The following is a 19,976-nucleotide window of genomic DNA, read 5'->3' on the forward strand; positions in this document are numbered from 1 at the left end:
AAAAATCAACCCACACTTTCCGGGAGGTCGGCGTCGACGATCTCGGCGAGGTGGTCGGCGAGCTCCGTGACCGTCGGGTAGTCGAAAACGACTGTCTGGGGCAGAACTTCGCCGAGGGTCTCGGCAAGCGCGCGCTGCAGGATCACGTTCATCAACGAATCCATGCCCAGTTCAAAGAAATCCGCGTCCGGATTGAGCGACTGAGCTGACGGCAGCCCCATGACGGCTGCCACCAGGACACCGACATGGTTCTGCAACAGGGCACGACGTTCTTCCGGTTCGCAGACTCGCCACACGTCTTTGATGTCGCCGACGGGCCCCGCAGTTGGATCGGAACCCACACCGGGCGGCTCCGTTTCCTCGACGTCGACGACACCGCCCCAGATCTCCGGATGCTCCGACGCCAAGGCCCGCCCCAGTCCCCAGAGCACGGCATCGGCCGGATCCGCCGGATGGTCGTCGGAGCCGTCACGCCGTCCCAGGATGAACATTCTGGGTGGCACCGCCATCGTGGCAAGCGCAGCCGTGAGGCGCCTGGTCGTGTTGAACAGCCGATAACCCCATTCCGGCAAGTGGCCGGAAGCCGAAAGGTCCGGCGCATAAAGGACATTCGCAGCCTTGCCGAGGATGTCCGGCAACTCGGATGCCGCTGCTCCGTCGGCCAGCGTGTCCATCGGCAGGACGGTGACCACCGCTGCGTCCCCGACTGCGCTGCTCACCTTGGCGCCGCATCCTTCGTCGGCGAACACCACCCAGGAACCGTCACCGGCGGTATCGGCCGCGGTGATCGGCCCGATCGGCCAGTCGGATGCATAGCTCCATCCGTTCGATCCGGCCGCGGGCGCATGCAGCTGCGGGGTCGTCGGCTTGATCCACAACCGGGTGTGGTGCCACGGGGTCGCGGGCAGCACCGGATGCGGTTCGGGCGGATGCGAGGTGCGCGGTGGCGCGCCGGTGTGAGCGGAGTTCAGATTGGTGTGGAACGTGTGGGTGTCGTCGCCGTCGCGCTGCAGGGTCGGCACGGTGTGGAAGTGTGTGCCTGCGAGGGTGTCTGCGATCGAATGGGTCAGCAGCGGGTGGGGGCTGATCTCGATGAAGGTGGCGTGATCGGTCCCGGCCGCAGCGATTGCCTGACTGAACCGTACCGGTCGGCGCAGATTCGCGACCCAGTGATCGGCGTCGAAACTCGTTGTCGGCGTCTGACTCTCGTCGTAGGTGGTCGAGATGATCGGGATCGCTGGCGGTTTCGGCGCGAGATCGCTCAATGCGGCCTGCAGATCAGGTAGCACGGGGTCGATCGTCGGATGATGCGACGCGACGTCGACGTCGATGCGTCGTGCCAACCTGCTCTGCTGCGCGACCTTCGCGATCAACATGTCGACGTCGGCCGGTGGTCCGGCGATCACCGTCTGGGTCGGCGAGGCGTAGACCGCCAGCGTCACCGCCGGGTACTCGGCGATCAATCCCAGGGTCGAGGCGGGATCCAGCTCGAGGAGTGCCATCGCGCCTTGGCCGGCCAGCCGCGACATGAGCCGGGAGCGGGTGGCGATGACGCGGAGTCCTTCGGTGGGGGTGAGTGCGCCTGCGGTGACGGCGGCGGCGACTTCGCCCATGGAGTGTCCGATGACGGCGTCGGGAACCACGCCGTAGTGCCGCCACAACTCGGTCAACGCGAGCTGCAGGCCGGTCAGGACCGGCTGGATGCGCTCGATACCGGTCAGCGGTTCTGCCGCTTCGAGCACCTCTCGCAGCGAGAAGCCGACCTCGGTGCGGAATGCCGGTTCGAGGGTGTCGATGGCGGTGGCGAAGGCGGGTTCGTCGGTGAGCAGTCGCCGGCCCATGCCGGCCCATTGGGAGCCTTGCCCGGAGTAGACGAACACCCGGCCCGGACGGCACGGCCCGTCATGCGACCGAACCACGCCGACCGCAGCCTGGCCGGCCGCCAGGGCCGACAGTCCGGCGACCGCCTGGTTATGGTCGCGGGCGCAGATGGTGGCGAAGGTGCGGTGTTGGGCGCGGTGGTGGTTGAGGGTGTGGGCGACGTCGGCGAGGCGGACTTCGGCGCCGGGGCCGGTCATCCACTGGCCGAGCATGGCTGCGGTCGCGGCGATCCGCTGCGATGACTTGCCCGCCACCACCAGCGTCGTCACCGGTGAATCCGGCTCCCACACAGCAGGTTCGGGAGACGGTGCCTGCTCGACGATGATGTGTGCGTTGGTTCCGCTGACCCCGAACGACGACACCCCCGCGCGGCGTGGACGCGGCACAGTAGGCCATTCCAACGCCGGCGATGCGATGGTCAAGCGCGTGGCGTCTTGGCAGGCGTGGGGGGTGAGTTGGTGAAAGTTGAGGTGTTTGGGGATGTATCCGTAGCGGACGCTGAGGACGGTTTTGATGAATCCGGCGATGCCCGCGGCCGATTCCAAATGTCCGAGGTTGGTCTTGACCGAGCCCACCACCAGCGGGGCGGCGTCGCCGCGGTCGGCGAAAACCTGTGCCAGCGCATCCAACTCGATCGGATCACCCAATGCGGTACCGGTGCCGTGGGCCTCGATGTAGTCGATGTCGGCGGGCACCAGTCGTGAGGCTGCCAATGCCTGGCGCATCAACGCCTGCTGGGCCGGGCCGTTGGGCACCGTCTGCCCACTGCTGGCGCCGTCCTGGTTGACCGCCGATCCGCGCACCACCGCCAACACCCGGTCCCCGTCGGCCAGGGCATCACTCAACCGCTTGAGCACCACCACCCCGCAACCCTCACTGCGCACATACCCATTGGCACCGGCATCAAAGGTCTTGCACTGCCCATCCGGCGACAACATCCCAAACCGGGAACACGCAATGCTGTTCTCCGGGCGCAGAATCAGGTTGACGCCGGCGGCCAGGGCGGTGTCGCTCTCCCCACGACGCAGACTCTGACACGCCAGATGCACCGACACCAACGACGACGAACACGCCGTATCCACCACCAACGCCGGACCCCGCGCCCCCAGAAAATACGCCAACCGCCCCGCCGCAAAATTCGCCGCATTCCCAAACGGGATATAGGCATCGATGTCCTCGCGGCGGAGCCGCCCCGCGAAGGTGAGTGAATAGTCGTTGGTGGTCAGGCCGACGAAGATACCGGTCTGCGTCCCCCGAATCGACTGCGCCACAATACCGGCGTTCTCCAACGCCTCCCACGCCACCTCAAGCAACAACCGCTGCTGCGGATCCATCGCCGCCGCCTCCCGCGGCGCAATCCCAAAAAACTCCGCATCAAACTCATCCGGACGCCACGACGTCAAAAACCCACCATCACGCGCACAAATCGTCCCCGGCACCGACGGATCCGCCGAATAAAACTCCTCAACATCCCACCGATCCCCCGGCACCGGCACAATCCCACTACGCCCGTCCTGCAACAACTGCCAAAACTGATCAGCAGAACCCACCCCACCAGGCAACCGGCAACCCATCCCCACCACAGCCACCGGCTCAACATCAGCACGCTCAGCCACCGCCAACCGCGCCGTCAACTCATCAATCCGATGCAAAGCCTCAGCAATAATCGCCCGACGATCCGCCCCAGCACCAACCATAAAAATCAACCCAGCCTCTGTGACAGTTGTTGCAGCAGTTCGTCTTCGCTGAAGTCCTCGTAGCTGTCGACCTCGGTGTCGTCGGCAACCTCGATGAGCTCCGGCAGGATGGTGGTCAGGTAATCGGTGAGCGCGTCGACGGTCGGATAGTCGAAGATCACCGAGGCGGGCACCGCCTGCCCGAGACTTTCGGCCAGCGCCCGCTGAAGGGTCACGCTCATCAGCGAATCCATCCCGAACTGGAAGAACCCCTCCGACCGGTCGAGAAGTTGCGGCGACGCCAACCCCATCACCCGCGCGACCAATGAGCTGACGTGCTCAGCGAGTCGGTGATAGCGCTGCTCGGGTTCACACTCGCGCAGGGCTTTCCGGAATTGAGTAGCCGGCACAGCGGGAGCGTCGGCCGCATCGGGTTCGTCGTTGTCCAGCGGTAGGAGGTCATCGACGATATGCAGGGGTGCCCTGGTGCGGTAGGCGGCCGCCAGGCGGGTCCAGTCGGCCGCCACGACGGTCGAGCGCACCGGAGCACGGGATCCGCACACCGACCACAACGCCTGGATCGCGACCTCGTCGGGCATCGGTTCCAGGCCCGACCCCAGGGTGATGTTCCGTTCCTGCTCGATCTGATTGTTGGCCAACGATTTCCACAACCCCCAGTTGATGGTCGTGGCAGGCAGCCCGGCAGCACGCCGGGCGTAGGCGAACGTGTCCAAGAACGTCGTGGTCGCCGCGTAGTGCGCAAGCCATCGGGAGCCCAGCAGTCCCGATATCGAGCTGAAGAGGACGAACTGGCGCAGCGGCGTGTCCAACGACAGCTTGTGCAGGACGGCGATCGCGTCGAGCTTGGGCCGGAACATCGCCGCAATGTCCACGTCCGTCATATCCGTCACGGTGACCGGACCACCACCGAAGGCGGCCAGGTAGATTCCGGCCAAGGGCGGCAGATCGCGCCCGAATCGGGCGAAGAGCGCCGTCATGGCCGCTTCGTCGGTGGCATCGGCAGCCACCGGTACCAACGACTTGCCCTGACCGGCGAGTGTCGCGGACAACGCGTCCAACCGGGCACCGGGATTGCGTGACACCGCCACGACGGTCCCGGCGCCCATGTCGGCCAACTGTTGGATCAGCTGAGGACCGATGTTGCCGGTCGCGCCCACCACCAGATAGCTGCCGTTGCCGTCCAGCCCATCCCCCGATGTGGTGGGCGGCAGCGCCCGGCGTAGCCGGGCTACCCGGCGGACACCCGCCCGGTAGACGATTTGATCTTCCTCATCGCCGGCGTGGGCCTCGGTGACGGCGTAACGGGCGACCAGACCGGCCGGCACCGACTCGTCGACATCGATCACCGCGCCCCAGATGTCGGGGCATTCCAACGCCAGCGTGCGGCCCAGGCCCCACAGCACGGCGTGGGACGGATTGGCGCGGTCCCCGTCGGCGATCGGCTGCGCGTTGCGGGTCAGCAGGATCAGCCGCGCCGGCAATCCGGCGTCCGCCAGCACGACTGCCACTCGGCGCGCGGCGCCGAAGACGCGGTATCCCGACGCCGCGTCGAACGCCGGACACACGGGTGCCGCGTACAGCACGAAATCGGCATCGGCGGCGGCGGCCCGCACTGTCGTGGGATCCGCGTCCTCGTCCAGTGCGGTGACCCGGTTGTCCCCGGCACGCGCGATCTCCGCCGCGAGGCCGTCGTCGCCGATCACCACCCACGATCCCGCGGCGGGCATCGACTCGGCTGCCACGGGTCGCTCAGGCCAGGTCAACTCGCAGTACCACTCCGCGGGGACGACACCAGACGTCGCGGACGGCGTACCGCCGCGGGATCGTCTGCTCATGGGCATGAAGTCCGCCCAGTGGCTCGCGTGCAGCCACGGCGTGGTCGGCAGGCCCGGATGCGGTCCCGGTGGGTGTGGTGTGACCGGCGGCTGCGCGGTGTGCGTCGCATTGAGGTTGGTGTGGAAACTGACCGTGTCGTCGCCGTCGCGGGTCAGGGTGCCGACGCTGTGGTGGTGGATGTCCCCGAGGGTCTCCGAGATCGCGGGCGCGAGCATCGGATGGGCACTGATCTCGACGTAGGTGGTGTAGGTTTCGCCGGCGGTGGTGACCGCCTGCTGCAGCCGTACCGGCTGGCGGATGTTGGCCGCCCAGTAGTCCGCGTCGAGCACCGGATCCGTGGTGAAATCCCGAACCGTCGAGAGGAACGGAATCACGGGTCGCCGCGGCGCGAGACCGGCCAGCGCCGCCCGTAACTGCGGCAGAATCGGATCCATCAGCGCGTTGTGGGACGCCACCTCCATGTTGACCCGGCGGGCGAAGCGGCCGCGCTGCTGCACGGCCGAGATCAATGTGTCGACCGCCTCCGGCGGCCCGGCGATCACGGTCTGGCGCGGCGAAGTGTAGATCGCCAGGCTCACGTCCGGGTGATCGGCGATGAGTTCCGTTGTCGCCTCGGCGTTCAGCGACAACAGCGCGACGGCGCCCTGGCCTGCCAGTGTCGACATCAGGCGGGATCGGGTGGCGATCACCCGCAACCCCTCGTCAACCGTCAGGGCCCCGGCCACGACAGCTGCCGTGACTTCGCCCATCGAGTGGCCGATCACCGCGTCCGGGGTCACGCCGTGGTAGCGCCACAGTTCCGTCAACGCCAGCTGCAGCCCCATGATCACCGGCTGTACCTGGGCGTCACCGCGGACCGGCAACCCGTCCGCAAGCACCTGCCGCAGGGAGAATCCGACCTGTTCGACGAACACCGGTTCCAGCTCGGCAACCGCTGCGGCGAACGCCGGTTCGTCGATGAGCAACTGCCGTCCCATGCCTGCCCACTGCGAACCCTGGCCGGAGTACACGAACACCGTTCCCGCGCCGCAGGATCCGTCGTGCGGGCCCACGACGCCGGTGGCGGGTTCCCCCTGGGCCAACGCCGTCAAACCTGCGATTGCCTGCTCGTGATCGCGCGCACACACCGTGGCGAACACCGAATGACTGGATCGGTGGTGGTTGAGCGTATGTGCGACATCGGCCAACCCGGTCCCCGCGCCGGCGCCGGTCATCCACCCGGCCAAGGTCCCGGCGGTCCGTTCGATCCGTTCGCGGTCCTTCCCCGACACCACCAGCGTCGTGACGGCAGCATCCTGCCCGGGCCCCACGGGGGCCGCGTCGGGCGCCTGTTCGAGAACCACGTGCGCATTGGTGCCGCCGAACCCGAACGACGACACGCCGGCCCGCCGCATCCGCCCTACCGATGGCCAATCCTGGTTCTCGGCAGCAACTTTGAGCCGCAGTGCGCTGAACGGAATGTGTGGATTGGGTGCCTCGAACCCGACGTTTCCGGGGATCTGGGCCTGCTGCACCGCCAGCACCGCCTTGAGGAAGCCCGCGATACCGGCCGCAGCCTCCAGATGACCCAGATTCGACTTGATCGCGCCGATCAGCAGTGGAGACTGCTCCGGGCGTCCGCGGCCCAGTGTGGTTCCCAGTGCGCGCGCCTCGATCGGATCACCCAGGAACGTTCCCGTCCCGTGGGCTTCCACATAGTCCACGTCGTGCGGCGTCAGGCCGGCATTGGTGTACGCCGACTTCAACACCGCCATCTGGGCGGCCGGGTTCGGTGCCATCAACCCGTTGGATCGCCCGTCCTGGTTGACCGCCGATCCGCGGACCACCGCCAGGATGCGGTTCTCGTCGCGCACGGCGTCGCCGAGACGCTTCAGCACGACCGCCCCGCAGCCCTCACCCCGTACGAAACCGTCTGCGGCAGCGTCGAAAGCGTGGCACCTACCGGTCGGTGACAACGCGCCGGCCTGGTCGAAACCGTGAAACACGGCGGGCGACAGCAGCATGTTGACCCCGGCCGCCAGCGCCGTGTCGCAGTCGCGCATCCGCAGGCTCTGGCACGCCAGATGGATGGCGACCAGTGACGACGAACATGCGGTGTCAATGGTGACCGATGGTCCGCGAAGGTCGAGGAAATAGGACAACCGGTTGGCGATGATGCTCAGTGCGCCACCGGTATTGCTCCAGGCGTCGACTGTCGGAAGATACGTCGACCCCAGATAGCCGTACTCACTGAAGCACGCTCCGGCGAACACCCCGGTCTGCGAACGGCGCAGTGAACTCGCCGGGATTCCGGCGTGTTCAAAAGCCTCCCAGGCGACTTCGAGCAGCAGCCGCTGTTGCGGGTCCATCTTCGCGGCCTCGCGCAGTGAGATCTCGAAGAACTCCGCATCGAAGGCGTCGATGTCTGTCAGGAACGAACCCCAGCGGGTGGTGCCAGCCAGCGCCTCCGCAACCTCGGGGGATCCGTCGTCGAACGGCTGCCAACGCTGCGGAGGAACTTCGCCGACCGCACAGCGGCCGTCCCACAGGAAGTCCCACAGCGCATCCGGACCGGTGATCCCGCCAGGGAACCGGCATCCCAGCCCCACCACGGCGATGGGTTCGTCGAGCGATCCGCGGTCGAATCCGAACGCCTGCTCCCCAGCGGATTCCGGCTCACCGTCGACGAGAAACCCGACCAGCGAGTTGATCGTCGGATGCTGCCAGAAGTCGACCGGTGACACCGGCCGGTCCAGGAGTTCGGCAAGTTCACCCGAGAGCACCACGGCGTCCTTGGATCCGACGCCGAGGTCGTTGAGCGACAGATCGAGGTCGATCTCTTCGGGCTTGCAGCCGACGGTGGTGACCAGATAGTCGATCAGCCAGCGCCGCAGTCCGGCGTCGTCTCCGATGGTGGCAGTCATCGTGGTCCGTCCAATCGCTCGAACAGGTCTTGTCGATACCGCTCGCCGCAGGTCGACCGGCGCACCTTCCCGCTGGTCGTTATCGGTATCGAGCCTGGCGCGACGAACACCAGATCGGCGGCTCGCACCCGATGCGTCGTCGAAATCGCAGACGTCAGTTCACGTTTCAACAGATGGAGCCGCTCGGCCCATTCGTCGTCGGATTCGCGGCGGCGTTTGACCTCCACGATGGCCACCAACTTCTCGGACTGGCCGTCGGGCACGGATATGGCTGCCGCACGGCCGTTGCTCAGCTCTTGGATCGTGGCCTCGATATCGTCCGGATAGTGGTTCGAGCCGTCCACGATGAGCAGATCCTTGATCCTGCCGATGATGAACAGCTCGCCGTCGGAGATCACGCCGAGATCGCCGGTCTTGAGCCACGGACCGTCCGGTGTGCCGGGTGAGGCATTGACCAGGCTGCCGTCGAAGACGCGTTGTGTCTCTTCGGATTTGTGCCAATATCCCGCGGCGACGTTGGTCCCGTGCACCCAGATCTCGCCGACCGTTCCGGCCGGGTTCTCGGTGCCGGCAGCGGGATCGACGATCCTGAGCATCGTGGACCGGCTGGTGCCATGCCCGATCAGTTCCGTGCTTCCGCTCGCGTCGGCCGCGCACCGCCTCGCGTGCCCGTTCGACAGCTTCTCGTAATCGAACCGGACCCGCGACGGTGCGGTGCCCAGGTCCGAGGTGGCGACATAGACCGTCGCCTCGGCGAGGCCGTAGGACGGTCGAATGGCGCTCGGCTTCAGGTGAAACGGCGTGAACCGGTCGATGAATCGGTTGAGGGTGGCGGCGTGCACCCGCTCGCTGCCGCTGAGTATCGATCGCACGTCGCCGAGGTCCAGACCGGCCATGTCGTCGTCGGTGGTCCGACGGGCGGCCAACTCGAAGGCGAAGTTCGGTGCCGCTGACAAGGCCGCCGGACTGGTGGCCAGCAACTGCATCCACCGGGCCGGACGCTGCAGGAACGACAACGGACTCATCAACGCGGCACTGCGGCCACAGACCAGGGGTGCGCAGATGCCTTTTATCAGCCCCATGTCGTGGTAGAAGGGCAGCCACGATACGAAAGTGGTGTCGGGCGGGATTTCCCCGCCGAAGTAGTCGGCGAGTGCCTGGTCGACATTGGTGACGACGTTCTTGTGGGTGACCACGACCCCGGCAGGCAGTCGCGTCGACCCCGAGGTGTATTGCAGATAGGCGACCGGCGGCATGCCCGGCCGCACGGTGTCCGGTTCGCGCGGCGAATCAAGGTCAAGCGTGTCGATTTCGATGATCGCCGGCGGACGCGTGGTTTCCGCGCCCTGGGCATAGCCCGCCACATCGCCGGCCGAGGCGGTCGTGGTGAGGATGACCGAAGGACTGCAATCCCGCAGAACAGACACGACCCGCTCGTCATGCACACCCGGCTGCGGGACCGACAGGGGTACCGCGACGAACCCGGCGTGCATGGCGCCGAGGAAACCGACTATGTACTCGAGCCCTTGCGGTGCCAGCACGGCGGCACGGTCACCCGGTGCGCCGCACAACCGGAGTTCCTCGGCAACGACGCGAACGCGTCGGTACAGCTCGGCCCAGGTGAAAGAGTCGCGGTACCCGCTGGGGTCGACTTCGAAGTCGAGGTAGGTGTAGGCGGTGGCGTCGCCGTGCTTGCTCGCCCGCTCACGAAGAAGCGCTGTCAGGGAATGCTCAGCCATGGGTTTTCCTTCCATTCACTCCCGCTCAGACTTCGTCGCTCATGCCGACAGCACGCGAACAGCACACCGTCTGCGTGTTTGTTTGCTGTGCGCCGCCGTCGTCGGCGGCGCAGGCCGCATCTTGCGCTGGCCGTCGGTGCCCAGCGCAAGCCCGTCCCCCGACTGGTTCTGACAGCGGGCGTCATCATTTCGTCAACCGCACATCCCTTGTGCGGGCTGGCGAAGATGGCTCCCGTGGCGTCTTTGCGGAAATTTACGCCGGTGTTGGCAAACTGTCACCGGTTTTCCCACTCGAGAGTGGCGACCTCACCAACTTGTTTGCCGGTGCAAATTAGCTACGCGTCGCAAATCAGAGCTTTCCTCGAGATCGCCCACCATTTCACCCCTGACACGACGTTTGCCTTCGCCTGTTGCGCCGTTTTCGCAGTATGTCGAGATTTTATCTGGACATGGTGTGGCACAAGGTGATTCGTGACAAGGCTGCAGTTTGCATCCAACCGATCATGATTGCCGATCTTCTTGTCGCAAAGTTTTGCCTCAACGGGCAGCCGATCGCGCAGAAACTGGAAAGACGATCCTGGGCAGACGCTCTCCGCCTCGCACGCAGAGGCGAATGCCGCTTGTCGCCGCCGGCGACACGGCGGCTGAACACCTACTGACGAGTTGAGCAATCGCCTAGCTGAGCTAGCAGAATTCTGTTCTGTCATTTGCCGATTGGCATTCCTTCGTCGCTCCCCGATAATGAGCTCTCAACCCGCCGGTACTGCGCCGACGGGCCCGGGGAGGTAATAGCCGGTGCGTTCGTCAACGACACACAGCTCGTGGATCGCGACATGACAGCGGGAGCCCGAGGCGATCAAGGACCGGATCCGGTCGAAACCCTGTACATATTTCCGCACGCCGGGGGTTCCGCACGGTCGTATGTACCGTTCGCCCGTGCGTTCACCTCGCCGGTTCGGCGCGTCGCGGTGCAGTATCCCGGCCACGCGGACCGGCACGACGTGCCCGACATCGGCAGTATCCCAACGCTTGCCGGTGACGTGTACGACCTACTCGCAGCGGGAATCACGTCGGACGCACCGGTCGCGTTCTTCGGCCACAGCATGGGCGGACTGATCGCCTTCGAAGTGGCGCGCAAATTCGAAGCCGGCGGGAAACCCATTGCGGCGCTGTTCTTGTCCGCCTCACCCGCACCTGGGCACGGCGGTTACCAAGAGCTGCACCAGAGCAGCGATGGTGAGCTGCTGAAGATGGTGGCCGACATGACCGGCACCGACACCGAGTTCATCGGGGACCGATTCGGCGCGACGATCCTGCGGACCCTGCGCAATTACGGTGCGATCACCGAATACAACTGCCCGCCCGGCACAACCGTTGCGTGCCCGATCTATGCCTACGCGGCGGCCGACGACACCGCGGTCAGCTACGAGCGGGTGGCGGCCTGGTCGGCTTTCACGACCGCAGCCTTCGACATCCAGGTGGTGGCAGGCGACCACTTCTTCATCACCGAGAAGGTCGCCGAGGTGGTCGGCGACATCGAGCGCCGGCTGGCGTCTCACGGCAACGACCGCTGGCGATAACCGGCCGCTCGTGGCTGCCCATGTGCGCACAGTCGCGAAATTCAGCTACCAGTCGTGCAATTCGATCGGTATCCCTGCTACACCGGGGGTACCTTTCGGCACATGGTGTCATTGAGTTCGCAAGTCGTGGTCATCACCGGTGGCGCCCGTGGCATCGGCGCCGCGGTGGCCCGCCTGCTGCACAAGCGCGGCGCCAGACTGGTGCTCGTCGACGTCGATGCACAACCCTTGGCAGCCCTCGCCGCCGAACTCGCCGACGATGCGAAGGTCATGACGATGACCGCCGACGTGCGTGACCTGTCCGCGATGCAAGACGTCGCAGACAAGGCCGTCGATCGTTTCGGCGGCATCGATGTCGTCGTGGCCAACGCAGGCGTGGCCAGTTACGGCTCCCTGCTCCAGGTCGACCCCGAGGCGTTCAAACGAGTGATGGACGTCAACGTGCTCGGAGTCTTCAACACCGTGCGCGCCGCCCTGCCGTCGGTGATCGACCGCCAGGGTTATGTGCTGATCGTGTCGTCGATGGCCGCGTTCGCCGCCGCTCCCGGGATGGCCCCATACAGCACGTCCAAGGCGGGCGCCGAACATCTCGCCAACGCCTTGCGGCTGGAGGTCGCCTACCGCGGCGTGAAGGTGGGCTCGGCCCACATGTCGTGGATCGACACAGACCTGATCCGCGACACCAAGGCCGATCTGCCCGTGTTCGGCGAGATGCTGGCCATGGCCCCGTGGTGGCCGGTGAACTGGACCACGTCGGCGGACAAGTGCGCCAGGGCTTTCGTCAAGGGCATAGAAGGCCGCAAGACCCGCGTGTACTGCCCCGGCTGGGTGGGGCTGTTCCGCTGGCTCAAGCCGGTGCTGACCAGTTACGTCGGCGAGACCGCGATGCGGCAATCCGCTCCAGCGCTGCTGCCGAGGATGGACGCCGAGGTGGCCGCACTGGGCCGCTCGGTCAGCGCGCGCACCGAGGCGTCCGACGCTAGGTGAGCCCGTCGAGTGTGCGTCGCAGATACGACGCCACCTCGGCCTGCGGGGTCAGCTCGATCGCACGACGATAGGCCCGCACGGCGTCGTCGGTGCGGCCGGCGCGCGACAAGAGGTGCGCCCGCGTCACCCAGGCGGGCTGGAACCGGGTCACGGCGGGATCGTCGATCGCGTCGAGGCTGCGCAAACCTGCTCGCGGACCGTCGATCTCGCCGTCGAGGGCAGCCAGCGCCACCACGGCCCCCAGCGTCGGCGCAATCCGGACCAGGGCGCGGTGCAGTCTGCGCAACGCCGCGCGGTCCACCGGTCGCGCGCAGTGCGCGGACTGGATGGCCGCCTCGTACTGGAACCGCCCGGGTGAGGAGAACCCGTGTGCGCGCGTCAGCATCCGCTCGCCGCATTCGATCACCGCCCTGTCCCATCGTGCGGCGTCCTGCGCGTCGAGCGGGACGAATCGGCCGTCGGCATCATGCCGGGCATCACGGCGTGCCTCGCACAGCGACAACAGTGCCGCCAGCCCGAGCACCTCCGGTTCGTCGGGCAGCAGTTCGGCCAGGATCAGAGCCAGGTGCAGCGCTTCGGTGGACAGCGAGTCCAGCACGGCGCCCTGCGGCGTGGACTGCCAGTCGATGGCATACGCGCCGTAGACGGCCTCCAGCACGCCGGGAAGCCGGTCGGCCAGGTCGGCACGTTCCGGCAGGACGAACGGAATGCGAGCATCCCGGACGCGCTTCTTCGCGCGCACCAACCGTTGCGCCATCGTGGCAGGGGCAACGGCGAACGCGCCGGCAATGGCCGCCGCGTCCACGCCGAGCACGGTCTGAAGCATCAGCGGGGTACGGGCGTCGGGCGCGATGGCGGGGTGCGCACACACCAGCATGAGTTCGAGTCGCCGATCCGGTATCTCGGCCGGTTCATCGGAGGCCTCGACGGGATCGTGGTCGTCGGGCAGCGGCCTGGTGAGCCGGTAGGCCGACGACTTCCACAGGTCCCGCAATCTGTTGCGCGCCACGGTCAGGATCCAGGCCTCGGCATTGCCGGGTACACCGTCCTGCGGCCAGCGCTGCAACGCGCGCTCGAAGGCATCCGACAGGGCATCCTCGGCCGACGCGATGTCACCGGTGGGCGCGGCCAGCAGCGCAAGCAGCCGACCATAGGAGTCGCGGGTGATCGCCGCCACCCGCGACTGCGCCGCCGACGACTCGGTCAGGGCGTGTACCACCCGGTTCCGCGGGCATAGGTGACCGCGACGGGGCGGACCTCGACCGAACCCCACTGCGCGGCAGGGCACCGCCCGGCCCACTGCAGCGCTGCGTCCAGATCCGGCACATCGATGACGAACACCCCGCCGAGCCGTTCGCGAGTCTCGGCGAACGGGCCGTCCTGAATCTCGGGTTTACCGTTGCGGGCGGTGTAAGTGGTTGTCGCCGACGCGGATTGGAGGACCTGGGTGCCGATCAGCACGCCGGCCGCGTCGAGATCGTCGGCATAGCGGGCGAACGCCGCCCGCGCTGGTGCCATGTCCTCCTCGGAGAGGCCGGCCTCCGGCCCTTCCTGATAGTGCATGAGCAGGCAGTACTGCATGGTGTCCTCCCGGTGTCGTGGTTTTCAGCCTGTCACCGTGATGACGATTCCGGTTCGACTCGATCGACAGATCCGGGAACCGGATCCCGAGATCGTCTGCCGAACGCCCCCGCGGTCATGATGAGCAGCGCTAGCCAGATCAGCGCGAACCCGACCCACCGGCCCAGCGGCATCGGTTCGTGTCCGATGAACACGCCCCACGCCATCTGCAGGCCCGGGTTGAGGTAGAACAACAGCCCCAGGGTGACCAGCGGGAGTCGTTGCGCCGCGGCGGCGAACAACAGCAGCGGGATCGCCGTGACCGGGCCTGCCAGCAACAGCAGAGCCGCATGCCGGGTGCCGTTGTGCAGGAAATGGCCCTGCCCGAGCACAGCGAGGGCGATCAGGTATCCCGCGGCCAGCGGCAGCGCCAGCAGCGTCTCGACCGCGACACTGACCCGCGGATCGGCCGCCACCACCTTCTTGACCAGTCCGTAGAGGCCGAACGTCACGGCAAGCACGACCGCGATGTAGGGCGGCGCACCGACCTGTGCGGTCAGCACCGCGACCGCGGCCACCGCGATGGCCAAGGCCACCGCCTGCCAGCGGTTGATGCGTTCCCGGAACACCGCGACCCCGAGTGCCACGCTCACCAGCGGGTTGATGAAGTATCCGAGCGCGGCGTCGACGACGTGGCCGTTGGTGACCGCGTAGATGTAGGTACCCCAGTTGATGGAGATGAGCGCCGCCGCGGCCAGCAGTTGCAGCCAGGTGCGGGCGCGCAGCCGCCGCAGATCGCCGAGCCGACGCGCCACCGCCAGCACCAGGAGCAGGAACACCGCGCTCCAGACGATCCGGTGGGCGAGCACCTCGAGAGCTCCGGCGGGCAGCAGGAGCAGAAAGAACCCCGGGCACAGACCCCACCAGATGTACGCAGCTGCGCCGTAGAGCACTCCGGTCCGGAGCTGAATCTGCTCCTCACGTCCGCGCTGCGCGTCGCTCACGATCAGTGCCGGCGGAGCACGTCGAGGGCGTGCTGCAGGTCTGCCGGATACGGACTGGTGATCTCGATGCGGCGGCCGTCGGCCGGATGCGCAAAGGCCAGTGACCGGGCATGCAGCCACTGGCGCTCGAGCTTGAGCCGTTTCGCCAGCGTCGGATCGGCGCCGTAGGTGAGGTCACCGCAACACGGATGGTGCAGCGCGGCGAAATGGACCCGGATCTGATGGGTGCGGCCGGTTTCCAGTGCGATATCGACCAGGCTGGCGGCCTGAAAGGCCTCGATGGTGTCGTAGTGGGTGACGCTGTGGCGTCCGTCCTCGACCACCGCGAATTTCCAGTCATGGCCCCGGTGCCTGCCGATCGGCGCGTCGATGGTGCCGCTCGACGGATCGGGATGCCCCTGCACCAGAGCGTGGTAACGCTTGTCGACGGTGCGATATTTGAACGCCCGCTTCAGCGCGGTGTACGCCCGTTCCGAACGCGCCACCACCATGACCCCCGACGTGCCGACATCCAGGCGTTGCACGATGCCCTGCCGCTCGTGGATTCCCGACGTACTGATCCTGAAGCCCGCGGCCGCCAACCCGCCCAGCACCGTCGGACCGTGCCAGCCGACCGTGGCATGCGCGGCGACACCCGGCGGCTTGTCCACCGCGACGATGTCGTCGTCGGAGTAGAGGATGGCCATGCCCTCGATGTCGACGGGCGTGTTCTCCACCGGTGCGGGAGCCTCCGGCAGCCGCACCTCCAGCCAGGCCCCGGCGACCAGCTTGTCGGACTTGGCGGCAGGCGCTCCGTCGAGGTCGACGCCACCGTCCTCGGTCAGCGCCGCCACGGCGGTCCGAGACAGCCCCAGCAGCCGCGCCAAGCCGGCGTCGACCCTCATACCGGCCAGCCCCTCGGGGACCGGCATCGACCGGGTGGCCACTATGACGGATCAGCCTGGCGGCCGACCGGGCTCGACTCGTCGGCCGGCTCCTGGGCGTCCTCGCCGGTTTTCTCGGTCTTCGCGGTATCGGTCTCGGTGCTGTCGGTCTTCGCGGGCTCCGCCTTCGATTTCGCCTCGCTCTGTTGCGCGTCCGGCTGGCGCCGGCCGACGGTATCGAAGTCGAACCCGAACAACGACAACGCGACCAGCAGGATCGCCCCGCCCACCACCGAAGGGTCGGCCACGTTGAACACCGGCCACCAACCGACGGAGAAGAAGTCGACCACGTGCCCGCGCAGCGGACCAGGGGAACGGAAGAAGCGGTCCACCAGATTGCCCATGGCGCCGCCGAGGATCATGCCGAGCCCGATCGCCCACCACGGCGAGACCAGGCGGCGGCCCATCCAGACGATGCCGATGACCACGCCGGTGGCGATCAGCGTCAGCACCCACGTGTAGCTCGTCGCCATGGAGAACGCCGCACCGGAGTTGCGGACCAGCGTCCAGGTCACCGTGTCGCCGATGATCGAAACAGGCTGTCCGGGCGTCAACAGCCGCACCGCGAGCACCTTGGTCACGACGTCGAGGAACAGCACCACCCCGGCAACCATCAGCAGCAGGGGCAGCCGGCGTCGGGGCGGGGCAGGGGATTCTGCATCCCCGGAAGCCTCGGTCACCGGCTCCGCCGGGGTGGGGGTTTCCTCAGTCACTCCCCCATCATCCCAAAGTGTCGATGCGGGACAATCTAGAGCCGTGCACAAGCCCGTGAGTCTGACCGTCATCACAACTGGCGGCACCATCGCCACCAGCACCGACGGCGCCGGGGTGCGCCACCCGACCCGCACGGGCACCGACCTCACCGCCGACCTCGACATCGCCGCCGACATTCACATCGTCGATCTGATGTCCACCGACAGCGCCATGATGACGCCGGCCGACTGGGACCGGATCCGGGCGGCAGCCGAGACTGCGGCCCGCAGTTCCGACGGGGTGGTGATCACCCACGGCACCGACACCATGGAGGAGACCGCACTCTGGCTGGAGCTGACGTACACCGGGGCCGTGCCGGTGGTGCTGACCGGAGCCCAACGCAGCTCTGATTCCCCGGATTCGGACGGGCCCGCCAACCTGCACGACGCGCTGGTCGTGGCGGGCAGCACCAACGCCCGTGACCTGGGGGTCCTCGTCACGTTCGCCGGTACGGTGTGGCAACCGCTCGGACTGCGCAAGGACTCGACGATCAACCTCGCGGGCTTCACCGGGACCCCGGTGGGTGCGGTGACCGCGGGCGGGTTCGAGCCCGGCGCCGCCAAGGTGCGGCCCCAGTTGAGCGGATTGACCGCAGGCCGCGCGCCCCGCGTCGACATCGTCGCGGTCTATCCGGGCAGCGACGCGGCCGCCATGGAGGCGTGCGTCGCGGCAGGCGCCCGCGGGATCGTGCTGGAGGCCGTGGGCTCGGGCAATGCGGGTGAACCCGTGATCGAAGCGGTCCGCAGGCTCACCGCCGAGGGCGTGACCGTGGCAGTGTCCACCCGGGTGCCCGACGGGCCGGTCAGGCCGGACTACGGACCGGGGCAACGCCTCGTCGACGCAGGCGCGGTCCTGGCGCCGCGGCTGCGACCCGGGCAGGCCCGGGTGTTGCTGATGGCGGTCCTGGCGTCAGGACAGCCGGTGAGCGGCATTATCGGCCAGTGGGGTTGACGTCTTCGGTTCAATGGAAGGCATGCTGTACCGCTTAGCTACGGCTGTCGCAACCGCAGCGCTGGCCCTGGCGGCCGCGCCATCCGCGGGCGCCGAGCCGCCATCTGGTGCCGACGACATCGACAGCTATCCGAATGCCCGCGGCTCGTTCTCGTCGGCTGCACCCGGCGACTTCTACTGGATCTTCTTCAAGACCCCGGACGGCAGGCACTGTGGCATCGGCCCCAACGGCGGCCCGGTGGGCTGTGACGCCGTGCCGACCGATGCGCCTGCCGGGACCAACCAGACCGTCGTCAACAGCTGGGGACCTGCCGATTACCAGCATTCCGACACCGCCAGGTTCACCCGCGATGTCGATGTCCTGCCCGAAGGGCAACGTCTGGAGAACTGGGGAGCCAGTTGCGGCGTCGGGCATCAGGGCACCGTGACGTGTAAGACCTATGGACAGCACGGGTTCGTGCTGTCGGCCACCTACGGCGTGCTCTGGTAGTCCGGCTCCTCACGTCCGCCCGAGCGCCTCGAGATAATCGGCCCAGGCCAGGCTGTCGACCGGGTTGGCCCGGGCCAGCCCAGGGGTGTCCGCTGCGATCGTGCGGGTGGGCCCTGGCCCTGATGCCCGCGTTTCGAAGCGAACGGTCATCACCCCGTGCCCGGCGCCCTGGATCCAGCCGAAACCGTGCTCGGGATGCACCACGTCGTCGCCGATGCGCCACACCGTGGCGGCCGCGGGACTCGCGTCGACGGGCTGGTGGGTGTCCCAGACCTCCTGCGGCTGTTCCAGATCAGGGAACAAGGACTCCTGCCGGGTATCCGACAAGCCCGAAAAGCCCACGCCGACAAGACGAATCGGACCGACCTCGACCGGGTCGAGAAGCAGTCGGCGCGCGGTGCCGATGAGGGTGGCAGCCTCGGTGGTGGCATAGCCCAGCGTGGCCGACCGGGTGAGCGTGCTCATGTCCGACCGCTTGAGTTTGACCGTGACGGTCCGGGCGCCACGGCCGTCCTTCTCCAGGCGCCGGTGCGCGTGCTCACCGATGGGGCCGATCGCGTCCTGAAGCTGGGCCAGTGTGGTGAGATCCTCGGGAAATGTCGACTCGGCACTGATCTGTTTGGCCTCGGCCCGTTCGGTCACGGGCCGGTCGTCGATCCCGCGCGCCAGCTGGTGTAGCGCAGGGCCGACGGTCGCGCCGAGCACGCTGGCCACCTCGGTCTCCGACAAGGCCGCGAATGCGCCGACGGTCTCGATGCCCAGCCGGTGCAGCTTCTCCTCGGCGACCGGACCGATCCCCCACAGCCGCCGCACCGGCAACCCGTCGAGCAGCACCCGTTCCTCGTCGCGGCTGACCACCCGCACCCCGTCCGGTTTCGCCAGGCCCGACGCGATCTTGGCGATCTGCTTGCCCGACCCGGCCCCGACGGAGGCCACCAGGCCGGTGTGCTCCCGCACCTTGGCCCGCAACCGCTCACAGAACTCCGCGACCTCGACCGCCGAAGCACCCGCGAGCTCGGCGGGCTCGCCGAAAGCCTCGTCGAAGGACAGCTGCTCTACGACCGGGACCACACTGCGGACCGTGTCGAGCGCCCGGCGGCTGGCCACGCTGTACACCGCGCCGCGCGGCGGGAGCACCACCGCGGGCGCGCCGACGAGGCGACGCGCCTGGTGCATCGGCATCGCGGACCGGGCGCCGAAACGCCTCGCCTCATAGCTGGCGCCTGCCACGACGCCGCGCCCGCCGAGGCCGCCGACCAGTACGGGGCGCCCGCGCAGCGTCGGCCGGGTGAGCTGTTCGACGGACGCGAAAAACGCGTCCATGTCGAGATGCAGGACCCAGCGTCCACCCGTCTGGAGCCCGCTGCCTGCCATACCTGTCGATGCTATGGGGCTAACCTGACCCGCATGGCATCCGATGAGGTCCCGATCCGTGACGAGTCGATCCGCCTCGGCCAGTTCCTCAAGCTGGCCTCGCTGATCGACTCCGGCGCCGATGCCAAAGCGGTGATCTCCGACGGCCTCGTCATGGTCAACGGCGACGTCGAGTTGCGGCGCGGCCGCCAGCTCCACCCGGGCGACACCGTGTCGCTCGAAGGCCGCACGGCGCGGGTCGTCCAAGGCTGACGCTGATCTCGTTCGCCGAGTGTGAACTTGATCTCGAAGAAGTTCT

Annotated in this window: 14 protein-coding genes; 5 read left to right on the forward strand and 9 right to left on the reverse strand. The window is 67.5% G+C overall.

The window, feature by feature from the left end; genetic code table 11:
• Nucleotides 1-5: 5 nt before the first annotated feature.
• From BTO20_RS18230 to BTO20_RS18240, 3 genes are read right to left on the reverse strand one after another with little or no spacing between them, the layout of a single operon-like run.
• On the reverse strand, nucleotides 6-3,578 hold the full coding sequence (locus BTO20_RS18230) for a type I polyketide synthase (protein ID WP_087077707.1): 3,573 nt from the start codon (nucleotides 3,576-3,578) through the stop codon (nucleotides 6-8).
• A gap of 5 nt (nucleotides 3,579-3,583) precedes the next feature.
• Nucleotides 3,584-8,317, reverse strand: a complete 4,734-nt coding sequence (locus BTO20_RS18235) for a type I polyketide synthase (protein ID WP_087077708.1) — start codon at nucleotides 8,315-8,317, stop codon at nucleotides 3,584-3,586.
• A complete protein-coding gene (locus BTO20_RS18240) occupies nucleotides 8,314-10,056 on the reverse strand; it encodes an AMP-binding protein (RefSeq protein WP_087082305.1) in 1,743 nt (580 codons plus the stop codon). The genes BTO20_RS18235 and BTO20_RS18240 overlap by 4 nt, the downstream gene beginning before the upstream one ends.
• An 833-nt stretch (nucleotides 10,057-10,889) precedes the next feature.
• Here BTO20_RS18240 and BTO20_RS18245 point away from each other — a divergent pair.
• Entirely contained in the window at nucleotides 10,890-11,636 is a 747-nt protein-coding gene (locus BTO20_RS18245) for a thioesterase II family protein (RefSeq protein WP_087082307.1), read from the forward strand.
• Nucleotides 11,637-11,738: 102 nt separating this feature from the next.
• Nucleotides 11,739-12,623 carry an SDR family oxidoreductase gene (locus BTO20_RS18250; RefSeq protein ID WP_087077709.1) on the forward strand — a complete coding sequence of 295 codons (885 nt, stop codon included), beginning with the start codon at nucleotides 11,739-11,741 and terminating at the stop codon, nucleotides 12,621-12,623.
• Here BTO20_RS18250 and BTO20_RS18255 read toward each other — a convergent pair.
• Genes BTO20_RS18255 through lspA form a run of 5 tightly spaced genes read right to left on the reverse strand, consistent with a single transcriptional unit; the run spans nucleotide 12,616 to nucleotide 16,823 of the window.
• Nucleotides 12,616-13,842: an RNA polymerase sigma factor gene (locus BTO20_RS18255; RefSeq protein ID WP_408632176.1), complete on the reverse strand. Its 1,227-nt coding sequence runs from the start codon at nucleotides 13,840-13,842 to the stop codon at nucleotides 12,616-12,618. The two genes, BTO20_RS18250 and BTO20_RS18255, sit on opposite strands and share 8 nt — an antisense overlap.
• Nucleotides 13,827-14,204 carry a YciI family protein gene (locus BTO20_RS18260; protein WP_087077710.1) on the reverse strand — a complete coding sequence of 126 codons (378 nt, stop codon included), beginning with the start codon at nucleotides 14,202-14,204 and terminating at the stop codon, nucleotides 13,827-13,829. Before BTO20_RS18260 ends, BTO20_RS18255 begins: the two co-directional genes overlap by 16 nt.
• Nucleotides 14,205-14,236: 32 nt before the next feature.
• Entirely contained in the window at nucleotides 14,237-15,136 is a 900-nt protein-coding gene (rarD, locus tag BTO20_RS18265; RefSeq protein WP_198344535.1) for an EamA family transporter RarD, read from the reverse strand.
• Nucleotides 15,137-15,189: 53 nt separating this feature from the next.
• Nucleotides 15,190-16,113 (reverse strand): RluA family pseudouridine synthase, encoded by a 924-nt coding sequence (locus tag BTO20_RS18270; protein ID WP_087077711.1) that lies wholly within the window; start codon nucleotides 16,111-16,113, stop codon nucleotides 15,190-15,192.
• A complete protein-coding gene (gene lspA, locus BTO20_RS18275; protein WP_087077712.1) occupies nucleotides 16,113-16,823 on the reverse strand; it encodes a signal peptidase II in 711 nt (236 codons plus the stop codon). The genes BTO20_RS18270 and lspA overlap by 1 nt, the downstream gene beginning before the upstream one ends.
• 43 nt (nucleotides 16,824-16,866) lie before the next feature.
• Here lspA and BTO20_RS18280 point away from each other — a divergent pair, with 43 nt between their 5' ends.
• Both BTO20_RS18280 and BTO20_RS18285 read left to right on the forward strand, forming a co-directional pair.
• Nucleotides 16,867-17,814: an asparaginase gene (locus BTO20_RS18280; protein ID WP_232491186.1), complete on the forward strand. Its 948-nt coding sequence runs from the start codon at nucleotides 16,867-16,869 to the stop codon at nucleotides 17,812-17,814.
• Nucleotides 17,815-17,836: 22 nt separating this feature from the next.
• Nucleotides 17,837-18,304, forward strand: coding sequence for a hypothetical protein (locus tag BTO20_RS18285; protein WP_408632177.1), 468 nt, complete (start codon nucleotides 17,837-17,839; stop codon nucleotides 18,302-18,304).
• A gap of 9 nt (nucleotides 18,305-18,313) precedes the next feature.
• On the opposite strand, the gene BTO20_RS18290 is transcribed toward BTO20_RS18285, so the two are convergent.
• On the reverse strand, nucleotides 18,314-19,678 hold the full coding sequence (locus BTO20_RS18290) for a DNA polymerase IV (protein WP_087077714.1): 1,365 nt from the start codon (nucleotides 19,676-19,678) through the stop codon (nucleotides 18,314-18,316).
• A gap of 33 nt (nucleotides 19,679-19,711) precedes the next feature.
• Here BTO20_RS18290 and BTO20_RS18295 point away from each other — a divergent pair, with 33 nt between their 5' ends.
• Nucleotides 19,712-19,930 (forward strand): RNA-binding S4 domain-containing protein, encoded by a 219-nt coding sequence (locus tag BTO20_RS18295; RefSeq protein WP_087077715.1) that lies wholly within the window; start codon nucleotides 19,712-19,714, stop codon nucleotides 19,928-19,930.
• Nucleotides 19,931-19,976: the final 46 nt, after the last annotated feature.

Origin of the sequence: Mycobacterium dioxanotrophicus (assembly GCF_002157835.1) — a bacterium.
GTDB classification, from domain to species: Bacteria; Actinomycetota; Actinomycetes; order Mycobacteriales; family Mycobacteriaceae; genus Mycobacterium; species Mycobacterium dioxanotrophicus.